Source organism: Thermoanaerobacterium sp. PSU-2 (assembly GCF_002102475.1).
Lineage (GTDB): Bacteria > Bacillota > Thermoanaerobacteria > Thermoanaerobacterales > Thermoanaerobacteraceae > Thermoanaerobacterium.
Map to the genome: position 1 here is coordinate 69,566 of NZ_MSQD01000007.1, position 19,091 is coordinate 88,656.

Consider the following 19,091-nt stretch of genomic DNA (forward strand, 5'->3'; position numbering starts at 1 on the left):
TCTACAGCACATCTATGGCTTTTTTCAACTTATCAGCAACTTCTTCTGCAATTTTAGACAATTTTTCATCATTAGAAGGCAATGCCTTTAAAGGATCAATTGCCGATACAACTACACTGCCATCGCTTTTTTCGTACACAATCACATTGCAAGGCAGCAAAAGCCCTACTTCAGGGTCAATGTTTAATACTTCGTAAGCATAAGTGGGATTGCATGCGCCAAGTATGACGTAGTTCATCATATCCTTGCCTATTTTCTTTTTTATCGTATCTTTCATGTCAATCTCTACTAATATTCCAAATCCTACGCCTTTTAAAGCTTCTTTAACCTTTTCCACAGCTTCAGCAAATGAATATGCCACTTCTTTAGTGATGTCAAGATCCATATTTCACACTCCTTTCTGACTTTTCCACGTCTCTGTACTTGCACATATAATAGCATTCCCTGTTTCTCTTTGAGTAATTACAATCATCTGTCCTTTCAAAAGTTGTAGGAAATTTGACATTCAATTCTTTTTCAAAAAATTCTACTGCTTCTTCTATTGATATCCTTGTGCATTTCTTGCAACATCTGGCACCACCCGCTTCTCCGATGCTTTTAAGGGCATTTGCAACAGCTAAATGTGCCTTAGTCCTTTTAAGAGGTGTAAGAGGCGTCGCTTTGTAAATGACTGAGATGGCAACACCGATTCCCACCCCTGCACCACAGGCACCGTAATAGCCACACGCTCCTCCAGGAATCTCTTTCCCACGGTTTATTGCCTCTAAGATATCCTCGTCAGAAGCTTTCCCTGTCAAATTTTTGTAAGCCGTGACTATTGCTGCAGGAACCAATGCATGATGTTCTGGTCCATGCATTGGTATCCTGCTGTCTGACATGATATTTTCCACGATTTCCATAGGATCTTTAGAATCCGTAGACAGACAATAATCCTTTATGACCTCAATGCCGTCCTTTGCGTGACATTTGTCGCAAACGTAGTGCCCATCCGTACAGTGGGCAAGAGTTAATTCTTCTGTACCACAGTATTCGCATCTTTTCAACACTGGCTTTTCTAAATACATGAGCGGCTTCCCACATATCATGCAATTTTCCATGTACTTTGTTTCGCAGCACTCCATCATTATCTCCTTTCATACTTTTTGAAAGTATGCAAAATCACAGCTCCTGTATATACCTTTCTGCGCTTACAGCAGCGGTAGCACCATCACCAGCCGCGGTGACCACTTGTCTTATCTTTTTATCTCTTATATCGCCAGCGACAAATACACCTTTTACATTTGTCATTAGATCTTCATTTGCTTTGATATAGCCGTATTGATTTAAGTCAAGCATTCCTTTGAATAGATCTGTCTTAGGTGTAAGGCCAATGTAGACAAATACACCATCAACTTCTATATCTTTAAGCTCACCTGTCTTTAGGTTTTTATACGTCAGCGACTTAAGCATTCCATTCCCATTTGCCTTTACAACGTGAGACTCCCAAATAAAGTTTATCTTAGGATTTGTAAAGGCTTTTTCTTGCAGCACGTTTGAAGCCTGCAAATTATCAAATTCGTGTATAACCGTAACCTTGTCAGCGATGTTTGCAAGGTACAACGCTTCCTGAATGGCAGAATTGCCTCCACCTATTACAGCCACGTGTTTTCCTTCATACATTGCACCATCGCATATTGCACAATAGTGAATGCCTTTTCCTCTGAATTCAGCTTCGCCTTCTGCAGGAAGTTTTCTTGGCTGTGCTCCCATAGCTATTATAACTGCTTTAGGATAGTATATCTTGTCTTCTGTCCTTACAAATTTCTCATCGTCAGTAAGCTTAATCTCAAATACTTCTTTTAAATCATCAATGATTGCGCCAAAGCTTTCTGCCTGTTTTCTCATGTTTTCCGTCAATTTCTTTCCTTCGATCTGCCCTTCTGTTCCAGGGTAATTTTCTATATAATACGTGTTTGCTGCTTGACCGCCTGTAGTTGCTTCATCTATTACGACTGTCTTTAAGTTTGCTCTTGCTGAGTACAAAGCAGCCGTAAGACCTGCAGGGCCTCCACCCATTATGAGTACATCGCACTCAACCTTCTCTGGCTCTTTGTCTAAAAGTGAAAAACCTATCACCTTTTCTACTGCCTTGCGAAGATCTGGCTTTGAAATATATCCATTTAATCTCTCACCAGTTTCTTTGCCGTCTTTAAAGAACAAAAGTGTAGGGCTTCCTTTTACGCCAAGGCTTAATGCAAAGTCCTTATTGCCTTGTCTATAAATCTCAACAAATTCCATGTGATCTTTGTATACATCGGCTAATCTATGAAATATCGGTTTTAGTTGAGCGCATGGTGGACAATCAGTAGAATAAAAGTCTACAACAACTGGCTTCTTAGAGTTCAAAACAACTTCTTCAAATTCATTAGCATTGATTTCTCTTACCATAAATACATCCTCCTTAAAATTTTTAATCTTGAATTAATGCTTCATCTTTATAATACTCGACACCTAATTGGTACAGCTTTTTTATATCTCTACAATCAGGAGATAGTACACTGCCATTTCTTTCATTTGCAACAACTCCACAGCCTCCGCCGCAAACTAAACTTACAGGGCATTCTTTGCACTGCGGTATGCTCAAGACATTTCTCTCTTTCCACGGCAATACTTTATCACCAAAAATTCTTCTCTCAGGATAAAAAGTACCTAAGCGATAATCTTTCCTGCCGCAGCTTGCAGTGCAACCGTATATATCACCATATAAATCGTAAAGCCATTCTTTTTTGCCAGCAGGACAAGTATCAAAAGTAGGAGAATACATAGTCCCTGAAACAAGGATATTTCTCATGCCTTTAAAATCTGGCTTGTGAAACTTCCTTAGTATAGGATACTTCTTAGACAGCTCTACAAATGTAGCCCATTGTTCTACTTGTGACATAAGGCTCTGATGATTTAAAGAACATTCAAAAAGCTCATAATTTCTGCCTATCTGCGTCTTAAATTTAGTGCCATCCAGATCGAGATACCCTTTTTTATCAAGAATTTCTGCCAATTCCGGCAGATAAGAATAATTGTCTTTATCAACCACAACCCTTAAATTCACAGGCATATCATTCTCGATTAGGCTGTCAATTCCCAATAGAATCTTTTCAAAACTGTCTCCACCGCCTAATAGCTTTCTTCTCCTGTTGTGAATTTCCTTAGGTCCATCCAATGTTACCTGTATTTCTTTCACATTTCCCTTTTTAAGAATGTCTATATACTCTAATACATTGTAACCATTAGTAACTGCAGCTATCTCATAACCGTACAGCTTGCTTTTTTCTACGATGTAATTAATAATGTCTTTTTGAACGTCTGTATCTATAAAAGGCTCTCCGCCAAAGAGCGTAATGTACGGTTTTACCTTCTCCAACTTAAATCTATCGTTTATATCATCAAAAAAGGCATCTACAGCCTCTTTCGTTATTAAATCTTTCTTTGTCGGTATTCCTCTTTCATAACAATAGATGCAAGAAAAGTTGCATCCGTATGTTGGTACAAGCAATATTTGTGTTGGCGATTCATCCATTATTTCCTTAAATTCTTCGTACGCTTCTTTTATCCTTATATCCTCATGCTCTTTTTCCTCATATACATAACCTCTATCAATGACATAATCGAGAAAATCGATGTCGTAAACATCCTTACCTGATTTTATGTCATAAAGCTTATCTACCTCATCTTTTGAAGCAATATCTGAACTACCTGATAGCAAATTTAAAATAATAAAGTCATTTTTCTCTTCACTAAAAGGTAGAATCATGTTATACTTACTAAAGTACAATAAAATCACTCCTTAATTTATGCGGTAGAAATTCTACCGCATTTTTTTAGTCATGGCAGCCTACAACAAGCTTCGATGACTTTGAGCAGCATTGTGCAACACTGCTGTTTTGCGTTGTACAGCAATTTGAGTTCTTATTTGTTACAGCTTTCACCTAAATCACCTCCTTTTAATACAAGATACCTACCTTTTAATGCCTTTGATTGTTATGCTTGCAACAGGATAACCATTTTTCATGTACTCACGCTTTTTAAGATATTCTATTTCTTTAAAACCTGCATTGTTTATGGCTTTTATATATTCTTCTTCCGGAATAGCTCCGCCGAAGCAATCAGCCCAAGCTTCAGGGTCATTTACAATCTCATCCGGAAGTCTGTCCTTTGATACAACGTCTGAAACGATAAATCTCCCACCAGTCTTAAGAACCCTGTAAATCTCTTTATAGACTTTTTCTTTGTCTTTTGCATGATTTATCACGCAATCGCTTATTACAACGTCAAATTTTTCACCTTGAAGTGGTATGTTTTCTACATCCCCTACGACAAATTCAGCATTTCTTATGTTAAGCTTCTTTCTGTTTTTTTCCGCTTCTTCGATCATTTTCTCAGTAAGATCGAGACCTACTGCAATTCCTCTTTCACCTATGATCTTCGCGGCATTTAAAACGTCATTCCCTCTGCCGCATCCTAAATCAAGGACATTTTCCCCTTCTTTTAAATCTGCCAAAACGATATTTTTGCCACCACAGCTTAAATTGTCATCTTCTTCGGCTAATTTTTCATATCTATTTATTATGTTTTCTTTTGCTTCCATCTCGTCACCACCTTTTACCAAAGACATATCCCCTATATAGGGGGTGGTACTAAATGATAGTATACCACAATAATTTAACAAAGTAAATACAAAACAAAAGAAAGAAAACGCATTTTATAATTAAATCTATTGTGTGGAATATTAGAATGTGGAGGTGTTTTTATGAAAATAACTGCTGTTTTGCCTACTCAAGATATGGCAAGCGCATTAGTTGACAGTTTGAAAAAGATGGGTTTCGATCGAAAAGATATGATCATAACAGACATGAAAAAATCTGTGCAGGATATGGACTTTATGGTTGACAATGCTATAGATATAAAGTCTGAAAGAGAAGGCTTAGGTGAAAAAAGACCTTATACGGACTTCTATACTGATGACGCCGAATCCGGAATACTCATTACAGTGGAAGCACCTAAGAAAGAACTGTCTAAAATAAGAGAGACAATGGAACAATGCGGTGCCACAAACATAATTCAAAAATGATATAAGGCGGGGATATGCTTCATTCCCCGTCCTATTTCTTTGAGATTTTATTATCATATATGTATTGCGCGAAAATTCATCATATAGTATACTATGTACAAATATGGAGGGAGTGTTTATCATGAGCGAACAAAAAGCCATTATATCCGTAATCGGTGTCGACAGAGTAGGAATAATTTACAATGTATCAAAATTATTAGCCGAAAACAACATAAATATCTTAGACATCAGCCAGACGATATTAAAAGACATATTTACGATGATCATGATAGTTGATATAAAAAATTCTTCAAATGACTTTAACATATTAAAAGAAGAACTTAAAAATTTAGGCGAAAATCTTGGAGTCAAAATCGACATTCAGAAAGAAGACATATTTAGAGCAATGCACAGATTGTAGACAGATGCTTTATTGAAAGGAATGATTAAAATGGGCTTTGCTTTTGAAGAAATAGAAGAAACTATAAGGATGGTTCAATCGGAAAAGCTTGATATAAGGACAATAACTATGGGCATAAGTTTAAGAGATTGCTCAGGAAACAATGCAGACACAATCGCTAAAAAGATCTACGATAAAATCACAAGAAAAGCCGAAAATCTCGTAAAGGTAGCCGAAGAATTAGAATCTGAATTCGGCATCCCTATTGTCAACAAGCGTATATCTGTGACGCCTATCGCTATCGTTGCAGACAATATTGAAAAAGATGAGTTTATTAAAATAGCTTCGTCACTTGATAAAGCCGCAAAAAATGTAGGCGTAAACTTTATAGGCGGATATTCTGCTTTAGTACATAAAGGATTTACAGATGGCGACCTAAACCTTATAAATTCAATCCCACAGGTTCTTAGTGAAACAGAAAGAGTTTGTTCATCTGTAAATGTAGCAACGACTAAAGCAGGCATAAACATGGACGCGGTAGCTTTGATGGGAAAAATCATAAAAGATACGGCATATCGGACAAAAGAAAACGACGGCATAGGTGCTGCAAAGCTTGTAGTATTTTGCAACGCGCCAGAAGACAACCCATTCATGGCAGGCGCTTTTCACGGCGTCGGTGAAGGTGAATGCGTCATAAACGTAGGTGTAAGTGGACCAGGTGTTGTATTAGCAGCTCTTTCAAAACTTCCAAAAACCGCCGATTTCGGTCAAATATCTGAGACAATAAAAAAGACGTCATTTAAGATCACTCGTGCTGGTGAACTCATAGGGCGTCTTGCAGCACAAAGGTTAAATACATCATTTGGAATTCTCGATCTATCTTTGGCTCCAACGCCAGAAATAGGCGATAGTATAGCAAACATACTTGAGTCAATGGGACTTTCAAAATGCGGTTCACATGGTACAACAGCTGCACTGGCACTTTTAAATGACGCTGTAAAAAAAGGCGGCGTCATGGCATCATCGTACGTTGGCGGATTAAGCGGTGCATTCATACCTGTAAGTGAAGATGCTGGAATGATAGAAGCTGTTGAGGCAGGTGCTTTATCAATAGAAAAACTTGAAGCCATGACGTGCGTATGCTCAGTTGGGCTTGACATGATCGCGATTCCAGGTGACACACCTTACGAGACCATATCAGCCATAATAGCCGACGAAATGGCAATAGGCATGATAAACAAGAAGACGACTGCTGTAAGAATCATTCCAGCTCCCGGCAAAAAAGAAGGCGACTACGTAGAATTTGGCGGTCTTTTAGGCCATGCACCTGTTATGAAAGTAAACAGCTTCTCGCCAAAAGATTTCATAGAAAGAGGCGGCAGAATCCCTGCACCGCTTCACAGCTTAAACAATTAATGATAAGCATGAAATAAATTTTCATGCTTTTTTTATGTCACAAAATTAACCTCTGATGTGTTTATATAGTGTAAGTCTCATGTGGGAGGTGTTCAAAATACTTGATTCATTCAAAGATATCTTTGAAAAATACTACTTTAAGATCTATCGACAAATAGCTCTTATCATAAATGATGATGACAATGCACAAGACATTGCGCAGGAAGTCTTCATCAAATTGATTAAAAATCCTCCCCACAATGATGAAAATATAGGAGGCTGGTTATCGAAAGTGGCTATTAATCATGCACTAAATTTCATCCGCTCAGAAAAAAACCTTAAGTCAAGGGAAATAAAAGTATCTCAGTTTAATGACGATTTGATATCACCTGAGGACATAGCAATTGAAAAAATAGAGATAGACAAAGTTAGAAAAGTTTTGTCTAAAATGGATAAGCGAGATATGCTTTGTCTCGTGCTGAAACACTCAGGTTACAGTTATGAAGAAATTTCCATATCACTTGGAATAAAAAAATCGTCTGTTGGAGCAACTGTAGCAAGAGCCCATAAGAAATTTAAAGAGCTTTATGAAAAGGAGGTGTAGCACATGTGCTTCGATGAAGGAATATTGCAATCATACTTAGACGGTGAAATAGATGAATCACTAAAAGAACAGCTAAAAAAACATCTTGATACATGCGAAAAGTGTTCAGCCAAGCTTAATGAGCTTAAAAATTTAAATAGCTTTTTAGATAACGCCTTAAAGACGAGTTCCATCGATCTCAATGAAGCGTGGGAAAATCTAAATAAAAAGATCAATAAAAAAGAAAGAGGTGTATTTAATATGTTTAGAAAATACAAAAAATATATAGCAGTATCCGCTGCGGCAGCAGTAATTGCAGCATCAATAGCATTGCCACCTGTTCAAAAAGCAGAAGCCGAGATTTTAAGCTTGTTTAGACTTAATAATTTTAAAGCTGTAGCAATAACACCCGATGATTTACAAGATATAAAAAATAAATTCTATCAAGCAGGAAATAAAGAAATCGACCTAAAGCAGTACGGCGATATTAAAGTAATTGGTGACTATGGTTCATCCAAAGAAATTAGTAAAAACAACTTGGATAAAATAAAATCATATGTTGGCTACAATTTTAAAATCCCTCAAGATGTGGACAACTTCAAATTAAGAGACAGCATTTATGTAGAGAAAGGCCAAACTGTTGAATTTAAATTAAATGTAGATAAGATAAATAATCTAATAAAGACATTCGGAGGAAATAAGCTGCTGCCAGAGAACTTAAATGAAAAGACATTTAAAATAATTTTAGGCAATAGTGTGCATATATCTTCTATAGATAAAAATGAATCAGATTCTCCAAAAAATATAAGCTACGGACTTGATATAATGAAAACCCCTGAAATAATCGTACCAGATGGTGTCGATATTGAAAAAGTAAGAGATGCTGTCATAAATATGCCATTCATTCCAGACGACATTAGAAATCAAATAGCCAGCATAAAAGACTGGAAAACCACAATACCATTTCCTGTGTCAGATACAGATGATATAAAAGATGTTACTATAAACGGCAGCAAAGGAATTGTAATATCAAAAAAATTCCAAGGTTCCGATATTTTAGAGGTATATTCAAATCTTGCATTAAATGATAATGGTGTAATATATTTGTTCAGCGGAAACAATATTTCACCAGATGAGCTTATAAAAATAGCAGAATCAATGAGGTGATGAAATGATACTAGAGACTCAAAACCTTACAAAACAGTTTAATGGCAAAGGCGGATTTAAAGATGTAAACATCTCTATCGATAGCGGCATGGTTTTTGGATTTCTCGGTCCGAACGGTGCCGGAAAGAGCACATTTTTAAAAACTATGGTGGGGCTTTTATACCCCACCTATGGTTTTGCTTGGATCAATGGTTTCTCCATTGGTACTATAGAATCAAAAAGGCAAATCGGATTTCTTCCTGAAAACTTTAAATATCATGATTGGATGACAGGAAAAGAATTGATGAAATTTCATGCAGAATTATGCAAAATGAAAAACCCATATAAAAAAATTGAAGAACTTTTTGAACTGGTTAAGCTTAAAGGACATGAAAACAAGAAGATAAAAAATTACAGCAAAGGTATGCAGCAAAGGATAGGACTTGCAATAGCACTTTTAAATGATCCAAAAGTAATCTTTTTAGATGAACCCACATCAGCCCTTGATCCTGTTGGTAGAATAGATGTTAGAGAGATAATAAAAAGACTAAAAGACGACGGCAAGACGGTATTTTTAAACAGTCACTTATTAAGTGAAGTGGAAATGGTATGCGATGAAGTCGCAATTATAAATCACGGGCATGTAATAGCAGAGGGAAAGCTTGAAAACTTGTTAAGCAAAAATACCTATGTAGAGATGGTTATATCAGATTATAATAGCGAATTAATCGAAAAGATTTCTAAGTTAGCATATGACGTTGTATTTAAAGATGGCAAACTTACATTTAAAGTAAAAGATAAAGACAGTATTCCTGAGATTGCAAAAATTGTGGTAGATTCCGGTGCAAAACTGTATCAATTGGATTCAAAAACAAGTTCATTGGAAGATCTGTTTATAAATATAGTTGGAAAGGATGAGGATGTATGCTGACAATAACGAAATACACCATCAAAGAGATGATTAAAAAGCGTGCATTCCTCCTAATTGCAATACTTACAGTAGGATATCTTTTTATTTATGGCTATGGATTAAGTTTAGCTTTTCATAACAACAATCAAGTTATAAACAATACGCCAAACATAGCTAAGATATTACTTGAATCACAGCTTCTCTCAGCAGGGCTTTACTTTTCAAATTTTATAATCGCATTTTTGATAGTACTTACATCTGTAGGTGCTGTGTCAGGCGATGTTGAAAGTGGTGCTATATATGCCTTACTGTATAAACCTCTAAAGAGGCATGAATACGTGCTTGGCAAATTTATAGGGCTTAGCATAATTATCACTGTATATAGCACATTGTTGTTTCTTTCAGTAATAGGACTTAATATCGCTTTTGGCACGAAAGTATACTTAGGATTAGGAAACGTCTTCCGTGCATTATTCTTTTTTGACCTTGGTCCAGTAGTCCTTTTATCATTAGTAGTCGCCTCAAGTTCAATAATGTCAACTGTAAATACAGGTGTTTTAGCTGTCATGACATACGGCATCGCAATGATAGGTGGCATTCTCGAACAAATGGGATCATTTTTCACAGATGCGACAAGTCAAGGTCTTTCAAATGTTGGTATTATCACAAGCTTAATTTTACCTACAGATGTGATATTTAGAAAGATGAATGCAGAGCTTCTCACTCAAAATATAGGCTTAAGCTTTCTTGCCCAAGGGCCTTTTGGCGGTACTTCACAGCCAAGTCCTATTATGTTTGTGTATATCATCTTCTACGTTTGTTTTTTGCTGTATTACGGAACAAAGAAATTTGAAAAAAGAGATTTGTGATAGTTATAAAATCAATCCCAGCCCTATAGCGATTATCTCTGCAATATTCATCATCAAAAAGTTTTTGACAGACAGTGGAAATGTATCTTTCTTTGTCTGGACTTTGTAAAATTTTCTTATATTTTTATTTACAGGCGCAAATGTCAACAATACAATAAGCCCCAATAAAGGCAGCACCTTTAAAATCACAAGAGCCACTATGTCGATGTATGAAATATAGTATAAAGCCTTAAATAATTTTAGGGCTTTTTCTTTTCCTATGTAAATAGGCAGTGTATAGCGCCTGTTTTCTAAATCGTCCTCAATATCGCATATGTTGTTTGCCAACATGATATTGGCAATCCCCATCACCGCCGGTAACGACATGAAGAAAATTTTTAGTACAACAAGCACATTAAACCATACATTCAAAATGCCATCGCTGTATGTAACATAAGCTATATTTTTGTCGTACACATGGATAAAAACAGATAAAAATACAATCACAAATCCCATAAAAAAGCCTGAAAAAATCTCCCCTAATGGCATCCTGGATATAGGTATAGGTCCAAATGAATACAAAATACCAACTGCAAATGACATCATGCCGATTAGAAGCACTACTAAGTTTGTACGCAAATACAGTGCAAATCCTGACACAGATGCTATAAGAAGAAGTACAACTATAGTTATTACAACAGTTGTCTCGGATAGATTGTCCCTTACAATTGCATTGTGCTTCTCATAATTATACCCGTAAGTTTTATTTGCCTTTTTATAATCCATATAATTATTAATTGCGGTAGTAACCATATCAAACGATATTAGGGAAATAAACATAATTAAAAAATTAACAACTTTGAATTCATGAAAAGCATACAGTGCATATACAGTTCCCAACATAAACGGTGTCACGCTGGCAGCCTTCGTCTGTATCTCAACTAATTTTAAAAAACTCCTTACTGTCATATTATTTCCACTTCCTCCTTTTTTCCTTTTGATTTTATTTTAACATCAAATCACAATTAAAAAAATACCAACATTTCTAATCATCTCAAATTTTTCAATCCATCCACACAATATCCATATCCTTTCCAAGTACAATTACGGCATATATCATTCATAATATCTTCAGTCATAAATAACTTTATATTGGTCGCAATCTCGCTATATTTCATTGATTCTCCGGGTCTTATTTGAATGCTTTCGAGCACAGCATCATCCATCTCTTTAATGCTGTCTTTATGATGTTCATTTTTGCACACGCCAGAGAAATTATTGGGGCATTTCTCGCAAATGTTATCCACACTATCCACAAGCTTTATCAACACATCATCGTCATTTTTAAGCTTTTCAACGACTTTATCCATGTTTTTGATAAATTCCTCATCATATCCCAAGCCTTTAAAGCCTAACATACACAAAAGATGATGACCTCTTATAATCATGTAAAAACCCCCTAAAATTTGCATAATAAAATAATACACAATGATTATACTACATTTTAAGGAGTTGATATTATGATAAGAAAAAGCAAAAAATATTATAAAGAACCTATTGAAAAGCATGAAACAGCCTCATGGGCGAATATTAAAGAAAATGCCAGCAAGGCAAAAGTACCTATCCCAAATGAAATAGAAGTCATAAACGCAAAAGAATGGGTAGATGAAAACGAAAAGTAAAAGTATGGCCTCAGCAACCGAGGCCATACTTTTTAAAGTTGTGAAAGAGACTTGTAGATTTCAAATCTTTCTTTTGCGTCTTTTGAAGACTCATCATACAGCTTTTGCGCCAAATCCGGGAAAAGTGTTTCTAATGATGAATACCTTATTTCGCCTTTTAAGAAGTCTATGTAAGACGCTGTCGGTTCTTTCGAATCCAATATAAATGGATTTTTCCCTTCGGCTTTAAGCTCTGGGTTGTACCTATAAAGATGCCAATACCCCGCATCGACAGCTTTTTTCTCTTCTCTAATGCTTGTACCCATTCCTGATTTTATCCCATGATTTATACATGGAGAGTAGGCGATTATAAGTGAAGGGCCTTTATATTTCTCCGCTTCAGCAATTGCCCTCACCGTATGATTCATATTTGCACCCAAGGCAATCTGAGCCACATAGACGTATCCATAGCTCATAGCCATCAAACCTAAATCCTTCTTCTTTATTTTTTTGCCGGATGCTGCGAATTTTGCAATAGCCGCTGTAGGTGTAGATTTTGACGACTGACCTCCTGTATTTGAGTAAACTTCAGTATCCAGCACAAGCACATTTACATCTTCTCCAGATGCCAACACATGATCCAGCCCTCCAAAACCTATATCATACGCCCACCCATCACCACCTATTATCCAATGGGACTTCTTGACAAGGTAATCTTTCAGTCTGTATATCTCCTGTACTATTTTATTAGATTTTAAATTTTCACGGCTAATTATATTTATGATTTTACTTGATGCAAGTTGAGATGCTTCACCATCATCCTTATTGTTTAGCCATTCTACAAAAGCATTTTTCAATTCATCAGGTATCTGAGTTTTAAGCGCTTCAGAGATTAATTCCCCAAGCCTCTGCCTTATTTTCTTGTTTGCGAGATATATGCCATATCCGTACTCTGCATTGTCCTCAAAAAGAGAATTTGCCCACGCAGGTCCTTTGCCTAAATCATTAGTTGTATATGGTATTGATGGTGCGCTTCCGCCGTATATTGAAGAACACCCTGTAGCATTTGCTATTATCATCCTATCGCCAAACAACTGCGTCAATAGCTTTATATAAGGAGTCTCTCCACAGCCAGGGCACGCTCCATTAAATTCAAAGAGAGGCTTACAAAACTGGCTGCCTTTCAATGTAGTCTTTTCCATCACATTATCTTTTGGCTTAATCTTTACAGCAAACTCCCAATTGTCAACCTGATTTTCTATTTCTCCCTCTGCTGGCATCATCACAAGTGCCTTTCCAGGTGCTGGGCACACATCCGCACAGTTGCCACATCCTGTACAGTCTAAGGGACTTACCTGAATGCGATACTGAAACGCTTCAAGCCCTCTACCTACCGCTTTTTTGGTCTCAAAAGTAGGCGGTGCATTTCTCACTTCTTCATCGTTTAGCAAAAACGGTCTTATAACAGCGTGAGGACATACCAATGAGCATTGGTTGCACTGTATGCATTTTTCTATCTGCCACTGCGGAATCATTACAGCTATGCCACGCTTCTCGTATGCTGTTGTTCCCAATGGAAATGTACCGTCTTCCATGCCTGAAAAAGCACTTACGGGCAAATCATCGCCTTCATTTTTGGCCATAGGTTTTTGTATTTTGGTCAAAAATTCCGGTTCATCCTTGACAAAATCTTCATTTTCGACGACATTTTCCCATGAAGTGGGAACATTAACTTTTCGCAAAGACTCCAATGTCCTGTCAACAGCTTTAATATTCATGTCGACTATGTTTTGCCCTTTGCTGCCGTAAGTCTTTTGTATAGATTCTTTTAAGTACCTAATGGCATCTTCAAATGGTATTATATTGATAAGCCTAAAAAATACCGTCTGCATTATCATGTTTATCCTACCGCCTAAGCCTACTTCTCTTGCAATAGATATGGCGTCAATTGTATAAAAATTTATCTTGTTTTTGGCAATGTACCTTTTCATAGATGCTGGAAGCTTTTCGTCAAGTTCTGATTCACTCCAAGGGCAGTTTAAGACAAAGGTTCCACCGTTTTTTAGTCCCTTCAAAATGTCGTAGTTGTAAATAAAAGACTTGTTATGGCATGCTATATAATCGGCATGATACACAAGATAACTGGATTTTATAGGCTTCTGGCCAAATCTCAAATGAGATATGGTAGTTCCTCCTGATTTTTTGCTATCATACTGAAAATAACCTTGCACATAAAGATTTGTATTGTCACCGATTATCTTTATGGCAGATTTATTTGCACCAACAGTTCCATCTGAGCCTAAGCCATAAAATTTGCAGCTTACAGTTCCTTGCGGCACAGTTTCTATTAATCTGCCTGCATTTAAAGACGTCATCGTCACATCATCTTTTATTCCTATCGTAAATCTATCTATCGGATTGTACTTTTTAAGGTTTTCATACACTGCTATGATTTGCGATGGAGTCGTATCTTTTGAACCTAAACCGTATCTGCCTCCTACGATTATAGGTTTATCTTGTTTGCCAAAAAATGCTTTCACCACATCAAGGTATAGAGGCTCGCCGATAGACCCAGGCTCTTTTGTCCTGTCTAATACAGCTATCCTCTTGACTGTGCTTGGGACAGCATTTAAAAAGTGCTTTTCTGAAAACGGCCTGTAAAGCCTAACTTTTACAAGTCCAACTTTCTCGCCTAACCCCAAAAGATAATCAATCGTTTCCTCAATTGTCTCACATACAGAGCCCATTGCTACTATTACGTATTCAGCATCTTTTGCCCCGTAGTAGTCAAACAAATGATACTCCCTACCTGTCAATTCTTTTATTTTCTCCATATAGAATGCAACTACATCTGGTACCTTTTCATAAAATTTATTTGCTGCTTCTCTTCCTTGAAAGTATATGTCAGGGTTCTGGGCAGTTCCTCTTACCACCGGGTGTTCAGAATTTAGCGCTCTATTCCTGAATTCATTTATTGCATCATAATCTACAAGCTTTTTTAAATCCTCGTAATCAATAACTTCAATCTTTTTTATCTCGTGGGATGTTCTAAAACCGTCAAAGAAGTGCAAAAATGGCACTCTCGACTTAATTGCGCTAAGGTGTGCAATACACCCTAAATCCATCACTTCTTGAACGCTATTTGATGCAAGAAGTGCAAATCCTGTTTGCCTACATGCCATCACATCCTGATGATCTCCAAAGATAGATAAGGCATGTGCTGCTATGGCACGGGCACTTACGTGAAAAACACCAGGCAAAAGCTCACCTGCAATTTTGTACATATTGGGTATCATAAGGAGAAGACCTTGTGATGCTGTGTATGTAGTCGTCAGTGCACCTCCTTGTAGCGATCCATGTACCGCTCCTGCGGCACCTGCTTCTGATTGCATCTCTACCACTTTAACCGTATCTCCAAAGATATTTTTTTTGCCATGTGCAGACCATTCATCTACACTCTCCGCCATTGGCGACGACGGAGTGATGGGGTATATGGCAGCAACCTCTGTAAAAGCGTATGATGCATACGCTGCAGCAGTATTTCCATCCATCGATTTCATTTCGACAGTCATAAATATTTAACCCTCCTCGTTCAAATAAAGCAATATTAAATTTTGCTAAAATTAGTATTTCATAAAAAATGATTATCATACATATTACTGCCAGTTTGTTTATAAGCTTAATACACTTTGATAGTACAATCTAAATTTTGTCATATTGACAATCTTTTCATAGTAGAATATAATAAATAAAAATGAGTGAGCACTCACTTGGAGGTGTATAAATGAAAAAAGATGATATTTCAACAGAAGAAAAGATCATAAATGCATCAATTGAACTTTTTAGCGAAAAAGGATTTGACAGCACAAAGACAAGCGAAATTGCCAAAAATGCAGGCGTCGCAGAAGGAACTATATTTAGGTACTTTAAAACAAAAAAAGATATACTTATGTCCATCGTCACAAAAGCAATCCAATTTTTTTCTGAAAAGTTCATCGTATTGCCTCTAAATAAAGTTCTTCACTCTGAAAAACCAGAAGAAGAAATTCTCGCAGATCTATTAAAAGATAGGTATGAAATGATCTCAAAAAATTTTTCAATAATCAAAGTGATAGGCACAGAAGCATTGACAAAAGAAAAAATACGCGAAAAACTGGTGGAACACGTTGCAATAAAGACACTGGAAATAGGAGAAGAATTTTATCAGAATGGCATTGAAAAAGGCATATTTAGGGATTTGCCTCCACGTACTGTTGTCCGCTCGCTTTTTGGCTCTATAATGATGCTTATAGCCGAACAGCAATTTTTCCCCGATGACAAAAAATCAAAAGATGTGGACAAAGAAATCAGCACAATCGTGGAGATCTTTATGAATGGCATAAAATCGAGAAAGGAGTAGTAGTCTATGAAGCGTTTAATGGTGTTTATAGCATTATTAGTCATATCAATATTCATCATCTCAGGATGTTCAAATACAGCTTCAAATGAAAATGTATACTCTGGAACAATTGAATCAACAACGGTAAACGTTCAATCAGAAATTTCTGGGCGCATATTAGATTTATACGTTAGCACCGGTGAACAAGTTAAAAAGGGAGACAAGATAGCTTTGCTTGATGTCAGCCAATATGAAGAACAAGCTAAAGAAGCAAAAGCAGCTCTTGATATGGCAAAATTAAATTATGAACAAATCAAAAATGGACCCAAAGAACAGGCAGATATTGCAAATCTCAAGGTAGAGCAAGCTCAAGCAGCCTATGATCTATCTAATCTAATGGTTAAAAAAGGCGTGATAACATCTCCTATTAGCGGTACTATTATAGACACATATTTTAATGCAGGTGAAATCATAACTCCAGGCGGTAATATAGCTGAAATATCTGATCTAAGCAATCTTTGGATTAAAATATACGTCCCAGAAAAATACTTGTACAAAGTATCCCTTAATAAAGATGTTGCCATAAGCGTAAACTTCATTAATAAGAAAATAAGCGGTAAAGTCGTGTACATTTCTCCAAATGGTGAATTTACACCCAAAAATGCTACTACAGAGTCTTCAAAAGAGGACATCGTATATGAGGTAAAAATACAAATAAAAGACAATGTTAAAGAATTAAAGCCTGGAATGCTGGCAGATGTGACTATATGATGAAGGTGATAAAATGGACTACGTCATAGAATTAAAAGATTTGACAAAGCGCTTTGGCAACATCACTGCCGTAGATAAGCTTTCAATTAAAGTTCCGTCAGGCAAAATCTTCGGCCTATTAGGCCCAAATGGATCTGGAAAGTCAACAACGATACGAATGATATGTGGAATAATAAAACCCACATCTGGTCACGGCACAGTCCTGGGCTTTGACATTGTAAAAGAAAGTGAAAAGATAAAAAAGTCCATCGGATACATGTCACAGAAATTCAGCCTTTATGAAGATTTAACTGTTAAGGAAAATATGGACTTTTACTCCAGCATATATGGACTTGACAAGAAAGAAAAAGTCAAGAGAGAAAAAATCATAATTGACATGATGGAATTACACAATCGCGAAAATCAGATAGTCGGCACACTGTCTGGCGGCTGGAAACAAAGATTGGCCCTCGGATGTGCCCTTTTGCACAATCCCAAATTCATCATACTTGATGAACCAACATCTGGTGTAGACCCTGTTTCAAGGAGACTTTTCTGGAACACAATAAAAAAACTTACATCAGAGGGGTTATCTGTATTAGTCACAACACACTACATGGAAGAAGCTCAAGAAAGCGATTTTGTCGCATTCATGTTTAACGGCCATCTTTTGACGTTTGGCACACCTTCAGAAATCGTCAGAGAAAACAATTCAAACAACCTTGAAGATGTCTTTATAAAATACGTCAATGAGCATGGCGGTATGGACAAATTGTAATGAAAGGATAGTGGCTATGAGTATTTCAAGGCTTTTTGCCATAATAAAAAAGGAATTTATACAGATAAAGAGAGATAAGCCAAGTTTAGTCATATCAATAGTAATGCCTCTTGCTATGCTTTTTCTCTTCGGATACGCCGTCTCTACAGAAGTAGATCATATACCAATGGCAGTATTCGATCAAAGCAAGACGCAAGAAAGCCGGGATTTCATAAATGCATATAGAAATTCACTGTACTTCAACCCTGAATATTATGTAGATAATATTGATGAGCTCAACAATCTCATTGATACAGGAAAAGTAAAGGCGGGACTTATCATTCCGCCAGATTTCTCACAATATAAAAACAAGATGACAAACGTACTACTTAAAATTGACGGTTCCGATCCCACAACAGCACGGACTGCACTATCCAGCGGTATAATGGTGGCCCAGTACTTCTCAAACAAAAATACAGAGGAAGAATTGTCTAAGAAAGGTATGCACATACCTAATATAGGCATAGACTTAAGTACAAAAGTCGAATACAACCCTGATTTAAACACATTGACATTTACCATACCTGGACTTTTAGGATTAGTAATGCAGAACATAACGATAATATTGACGGCTTTTGCCTTAGTAAGGGAAAAAGAAAAAGGCACAATGGAACAACTTATTGTGACGCCTATAAAGTCAGTAGAGCTTATGATAGGAAAATTGATACCATATATTCTAATCGGATATACAGATTTTCTAATGGTTCTTGCCTTAAGCATTTATTGGTTCCGCGTTCCTGTAAATGGCAGCATATTTTTACTGCTTCTTTTAGGCTTTGACTTTATAATATGCGCTCTCGCTATAGGTATGCTTATATCAACAGCAGCAAAGACTCAAACGCAGGCAATGCAAGGCGCTTTCATGGTGCTTTTGCCTACAATAATTTTATCAGGGTTCATATTTCCAAGAGAACAAATGCCTTCTGTCATAAGAGCTATAAGTGACGTCATTCCACTCACATATTTTCTCGACATATTGAGGGGAATCATAATAAAAGGAATAAGCGCAAACATATTATTAAACCAAATCATAATTATGACATCAATGGGATTTGCATTGCTCTTAATCGCCGTACTAAGATTCAGAAAGAGGCTTGACTGACTCTTGATTATTTCAAAT

20 protein-coding genes are annotated in these 19,091 nt (G+C 36.6%); 12 read left to right on the plus strand and 8 right to left on the minus strand.

Annotation, left to right across the window (positions count from 1 at the left end; translation table 11 throughout):
* Position 1 precedes the first annotated feature (1 nt).
* From BVF91_RS07185 to BVF91_RS07205, 5 genes are all read right to left on the minus strand, one after another.
* The gene (locus BVF91_RS07185; protein WP_085112769.1) at positions 2-385 is read right to left on the minus strand and encodes a DUF302 domain-containing protein; all 384 of its coding nucleotides are present in this window, start codon (positions 383-385) and stop codon (positions 2-4) included.
* Positions 375-1,121 carry a DUF5714 domain-containing protein gene (locus tag BVF91_RS07190; RefSeq protein WP_085112770.1) on the minus strand — a complete coding sequence of 249 codons (747 nt, stop codon included), beginning with the start codon at positions 1,119-1,121 and terminating at the stop codon, positions 375-377. Before BVF91_RS07190 ends, BVF91_RS07185 begins: the two co-directional genes overlap by 11 nt.
* Positions 1,122-1,158: 37 nt before the next feature.
* The gene (trxB, locus tag BVF91_RS07195) at positions 1,159-2,427 is read right to left on the minus strand and encodes a thioredoxin-disulfide reductase (RefSeq protein WP_085112771.1); all 1,269 of its coding nucleotides are present in this window, start codon (positions 2,425-2,427) and stop codon (positions 1,159-1,161) included.
* A 22-nt stretch (positions 2,428-2,449) separates the two neighbouring features.
* Positions 2,450-3,808 (minus strand): radical SAM/SPASM domain-containing protein, encoded by a 1,359-nt coding sequence (locus tag BVF91_RS07200; protein WP_085112772.1) that lies wholly within the window; start codon positions 3,806-3,808, stop codon positions 2,450-2,452.
* A 183-nt stretch (positions 3,809-3,991) separates the two neighbouring features.
* On the minus strand, positions 3,992-4,642 hold the full coding sequence (locus BVF91_RS07205) for a methyltransferase domain-containing protein (protein WP_240495839.1): 651 nt from the start codon (positions 4,640-4,642) through the stop codon (positions 3,992-3,994).
* Between the two features lie 141 nt (positions 4,643-4,783).
* On the opposite strand from BVF91_RS07205, the gene BVF91_RS07210 reads away from it, so the two are divergent.
* The 7 genes from BVF91_RS07210 (at position 4,784) to BVF91_RS07240 (ending at position 10,386) form a co-directional block, all read left to right on the plus strand.
* Positions 4,784-5,104 carry a hypothetical protein gene (locus BVF91_RS07210; protein ID WP_045408803.1) on the plus strand — a complete coding sequence of 107 codons (321 nt, stop codon included), beginning with the start codon at positions 4,784-4,786 and terminating at the stop codon, positions 5,102-5,104.
* Between the two features lie 121 nt (positions 5,105-5,225).
* Positions 5,226-5,504 (plus strand): ACT domain-containing protein, encoded by a 279-nt coding sequence (locus tag BVF91_RS07215; RefSeq protein WP_085112773.1) that lies wholly within the window; start codon positions 5,226-5,228, stop codon positions 5,502-5,504.
* Between the two features lie 30 nt (positions 5,505-5,534).
* On the plus strand, positions 5,535-6,899 hold the full coding sequence (locus BVF91_RS07220) for a PFL family protein (RefSeq protein ID WP_085112774.1): 1,365 nt from the start codon (positions 5,535-5,537) through the stop codon (positions 6,897-6,899).
* Positions 6,900-6,987: 88 nt separating this feature from the next.
* Complete coding sequence (locus tag BVF91_RS07225; RefSeq protein ID WP_085112825.1) at positions 6,988-7,482, plus strand: RNA polymerase sigma factor SigX; 495 nt, start codon at positions 6,988-6,990, stop codon at positions 7,480-7,482.
* Positions 7,483-7,485: 3 nt separating this feature from the next.
* A complete protein-coding gene (locus tag BVF91_RS07230) occupies positions 7,486-8,628 on the plus strand; it encodes a DUF2275 domain-containing protein (protein ID WP_085112775.1) in 1,143 nt (380 codons plus the stop codon).
* A 4-nt stretch (positions 8,629-8,632) separates the two neighbouring features.
* Positions 8,633-9,538: an ABC transporter ATP-binding protein gene (locus tag BVF91_RS07235; protein ID WP_085112776.1), complete on the plus strand. Its 906-nt coding sequence runs from the start codon at positions 8,633-8,635 to the stop codon at positions 9,536-9,538.
* A complete protein-coding gene (locus tag BVF91_RS07240) occupies positions 9,532-10,386 on the plus strand; it encodes an ABC transporter permease subunit (protein WP_085112777.1) in 855 nt (284 codons plus the stop codon). Before BVF91_RS07235 ends, BVF91_RS07240 begins: the two co-directional genes overlap by 7 nt.
* A 3-nt stretch (positions 10,387-10,389) precedes the next feature.
* Here the strand turns inward: BVF91_RS07240 and menA are convergent, their stop codons facing one another.
* Entirely contained in the window at positions 10,390-11,334 is a 945-nt protein-coding gene (menA, locus tag BVF91_RS07245) for a 1,4-dihydroxy-2-naphthoate polyprenyltransferase (RefSeq protein ID WP_085112778.1), read from the minus strand.
* 80 nt (positions 11,335-11,414) lie between these two features.
* Positions 11,415-11,813 carry a DUF1284 domain-containing protein gene (locus tag BVF91_RS07250; RefSeq protein WP_085112779.1) on the minus strand — a complete coding sequence of 133 codons (399 nt, stop codon included), beginning with the start codon at positions 11,811-11,813 and terminating at the stop codon, positions 11,415-11,417.
* Positions 11,814-11,885: 72 nt separating this feature from the next.
* Between BVF91_RS07250 and BVF91_RS07255 the strand changes: the two genes are divergently transcribed.
* On the plus strand, positions 11,886-12,047 hold the full coding sequence (locus BVF91_RS07255) for a CDIF630_02480 family spore surface protein (protein WP_013787058.1): 162 nt from the start codon (positions 11,886-11,888) through the stop codon (positions 12,045-12,047).
* A 32-nt stretch (positions 12,048-12,079) separates the two neighbouring features.
* Here the strand turns inward: BVF91_RS07255 and nifJ are convergent, their stop codons facing one another.
* A complete protein-coding gene (nifJ, locus tag BVF91_RS07260) occupies positions 12,080-15,598 on the minus strand; it encodes a pyruvate:ferredoxin (flavodoxin) oxidoreductase (protein ID WP_085112780.1) in 3,519 nt (1,172 codons plus the stop codon).
* A gap of 212 nt (positions 15,599-15,810) precedes the next feature.
* Between nifJ and BVF91_RS07265 the strand changes: the two genes are divergently transcribed.
* From BVF91_RS07265 to BVF91_RS07280, 4 genes are read left to right on the plus strand one after another with little or no spacing between them, the layout of a single operon-like run.
* Positions 15,811-16,425 carry a TetR/AcrR family transcriptional regulator gene (locus tag BVF91_RS07265; protein WP_085112781.1) on the plus strand — a complete coding sequence of 205 codons (615 nt, stop codon included), beginning with the start codon at positions 15,811-15,813 and terminating at the stop codon, positions 16,423-16,425.
* Positions 16,426-16,431: 6 nt separating this feature from the next.
* Complete coding sequence (locus tag BVF91_RS07270) at positions 16,432-17,175, plus strand: HlyD family secretion protein (RefSeq protein WP_085112782.1); 744 nt, start codon at positions 16,432-16,434, stop codon at positions 17,173-17,175.
* Positions 17,176-17,188: 13 nt separating this feature from the next.
* Positions 17,189-17,932 carry an ABC transporter ATP-binding protein gene (locus tag BVF91_RS07275; protein WP_085112783.1) on the plus strand — a complete coding sequence of 248 codons (744 nt, stop codon included), beginning with the start codon at positions 17,189-17,191 and terminating at the stop codon, positions 17,930-17,932.
* A 16-nt stretch (positions 17,933-17,948) separates the two neighbouring features.
* Positions 17,949-19,073, plus strand: coding sequence for an ABC transporter permease (locus BVF91_RS07280; protein ID WP_085112784.1), 1,125 nt, complete (start codon positions 17,949-17,951; stop codon positions 19,071-19,073).
* The last annotated feature ends 18 nt before the right edge of the window (positions 19,074-19,091 follow it).

Excerpts from the sequence above, each read along its gene's own strand:
- BVF91_RS07220 (WP_085112774.1), top strand. The coding sequence starts at position 5,535 with ATGGGCTTTGCTTTTGAAGAAATAGAAGAAACTATAAGGATGGTTCAA.
- menA (WP_085112778.1), bottom strand. The coding sequence starts at position 11,334 with ATGACAGTAAGGAGTTTTTTAAAATTAGTTGAGATACAGACGAAGGCT.
- BVF91_RS07230 (WP_085112775.1), top strand. The coding sequence starts at position 7,486 with ATGTGCTTCGATGAAGGAATATTGCAATCATACTTAGACGGTGAAATA.
- BVF91_RS07275 (WP_085112783.1), top strand. The coding sequence starts at position 17,189 with ATGGACTACGTCATAGAATTAAAAGATTTGACAAAGCGCTTTGGCAAC.
- BVF91_RS07215 (WP_085112773.1), top strand. The coding sequence starts at position 5,226 with ATGAGCGAACAAAAAGCCATTATATCCGTAATCGGTGTCGACAGAGTA.
- BVF91_RS07210 (WP_045408803.1), top strand. The coding sequence starts at position 4,784 with ATGAAAATAACTGCTGTTTTGCCTACTCAAGATATGGCAAGCGCATTA.
- nifJ (WP_085112780.1), bottom strand. The coding sequence starts at position 15,598 with ATGACTGTCGAAATGAAATCGATGGATGGAAATACTGCTGCAGCGTAT.
- BVF91_RS07280 (WP_085112784.1), top strand. The coding sequence starts at position 17,949 with ATGAGTATTTCAAGGCTTTTTGCCATAATAAAAAAGGAATTTATACAG.
- BVF91_RS07255 (WP_013787058.1), top strand. The coding sequence starts at position 11,886 with ATGATAAGAAAAAGCAAAAAATATTATAAAGAACCTATTGAAAAGCAT.
- BVF91_RS07270 (WP_085112782.1), top strand. The coding sequence starts at position 16,432 with ATGAAGCGTTTAATGGTGTTTATAGCATTATTAGTCATATCAATATTC.
- BVF91_RS07240 (WP_085112777.1), top strand. The coding sequence starts at position 9,532 with ATGCTGACAATAACGAAATACACCATCAAAGAGATGATTAAAAAGCGT.
- BVF91_RS07185 (WP_085112769.1), bottom strand. The coding sequence starts at position 385 with ATGGATCTTGACATCACTAAAGAAGTGGCATATTCATTTGCTGAAGCT.
- BVF91_RS07265 (WP_085112781.1), top strand. The coding sequence starts at position 15,811 with ATGAAAAAAGATGATATTTCAACAGAAGAAAAGATCATAAATGCATCA.
- BVF91_RS07190 (WP_085112770.1), bottom strand. The coding sequence starts at position 1,121 with ATGGAGTGCTGCGAAACAAAGTACATGGAAAATTGCATGATATGTGGG.
- BVF91_RS07250 (WP_085112779.1), bottom strand. The coding sequence starts at position 11,813 with ATGATTATAAGAGGTCATCATCTTTTGTGTATGTTAGGCTTTAAAGGC.
- BVF91_RS07235 (WP_085112776.1), top strand. The coding sequence starts at position 8,633 with ATGATACTAGAGACTCAAAACCTTACAAAACAGTTTAATGGCAAAGGC.
- trxB (WP_085112771.1), bottom strand. The coding sequence starts at position 2,427 with ATGGTAAGAGAAATCAATGCTAATGAATTTGAAGAAGTTGTTTTGAAC.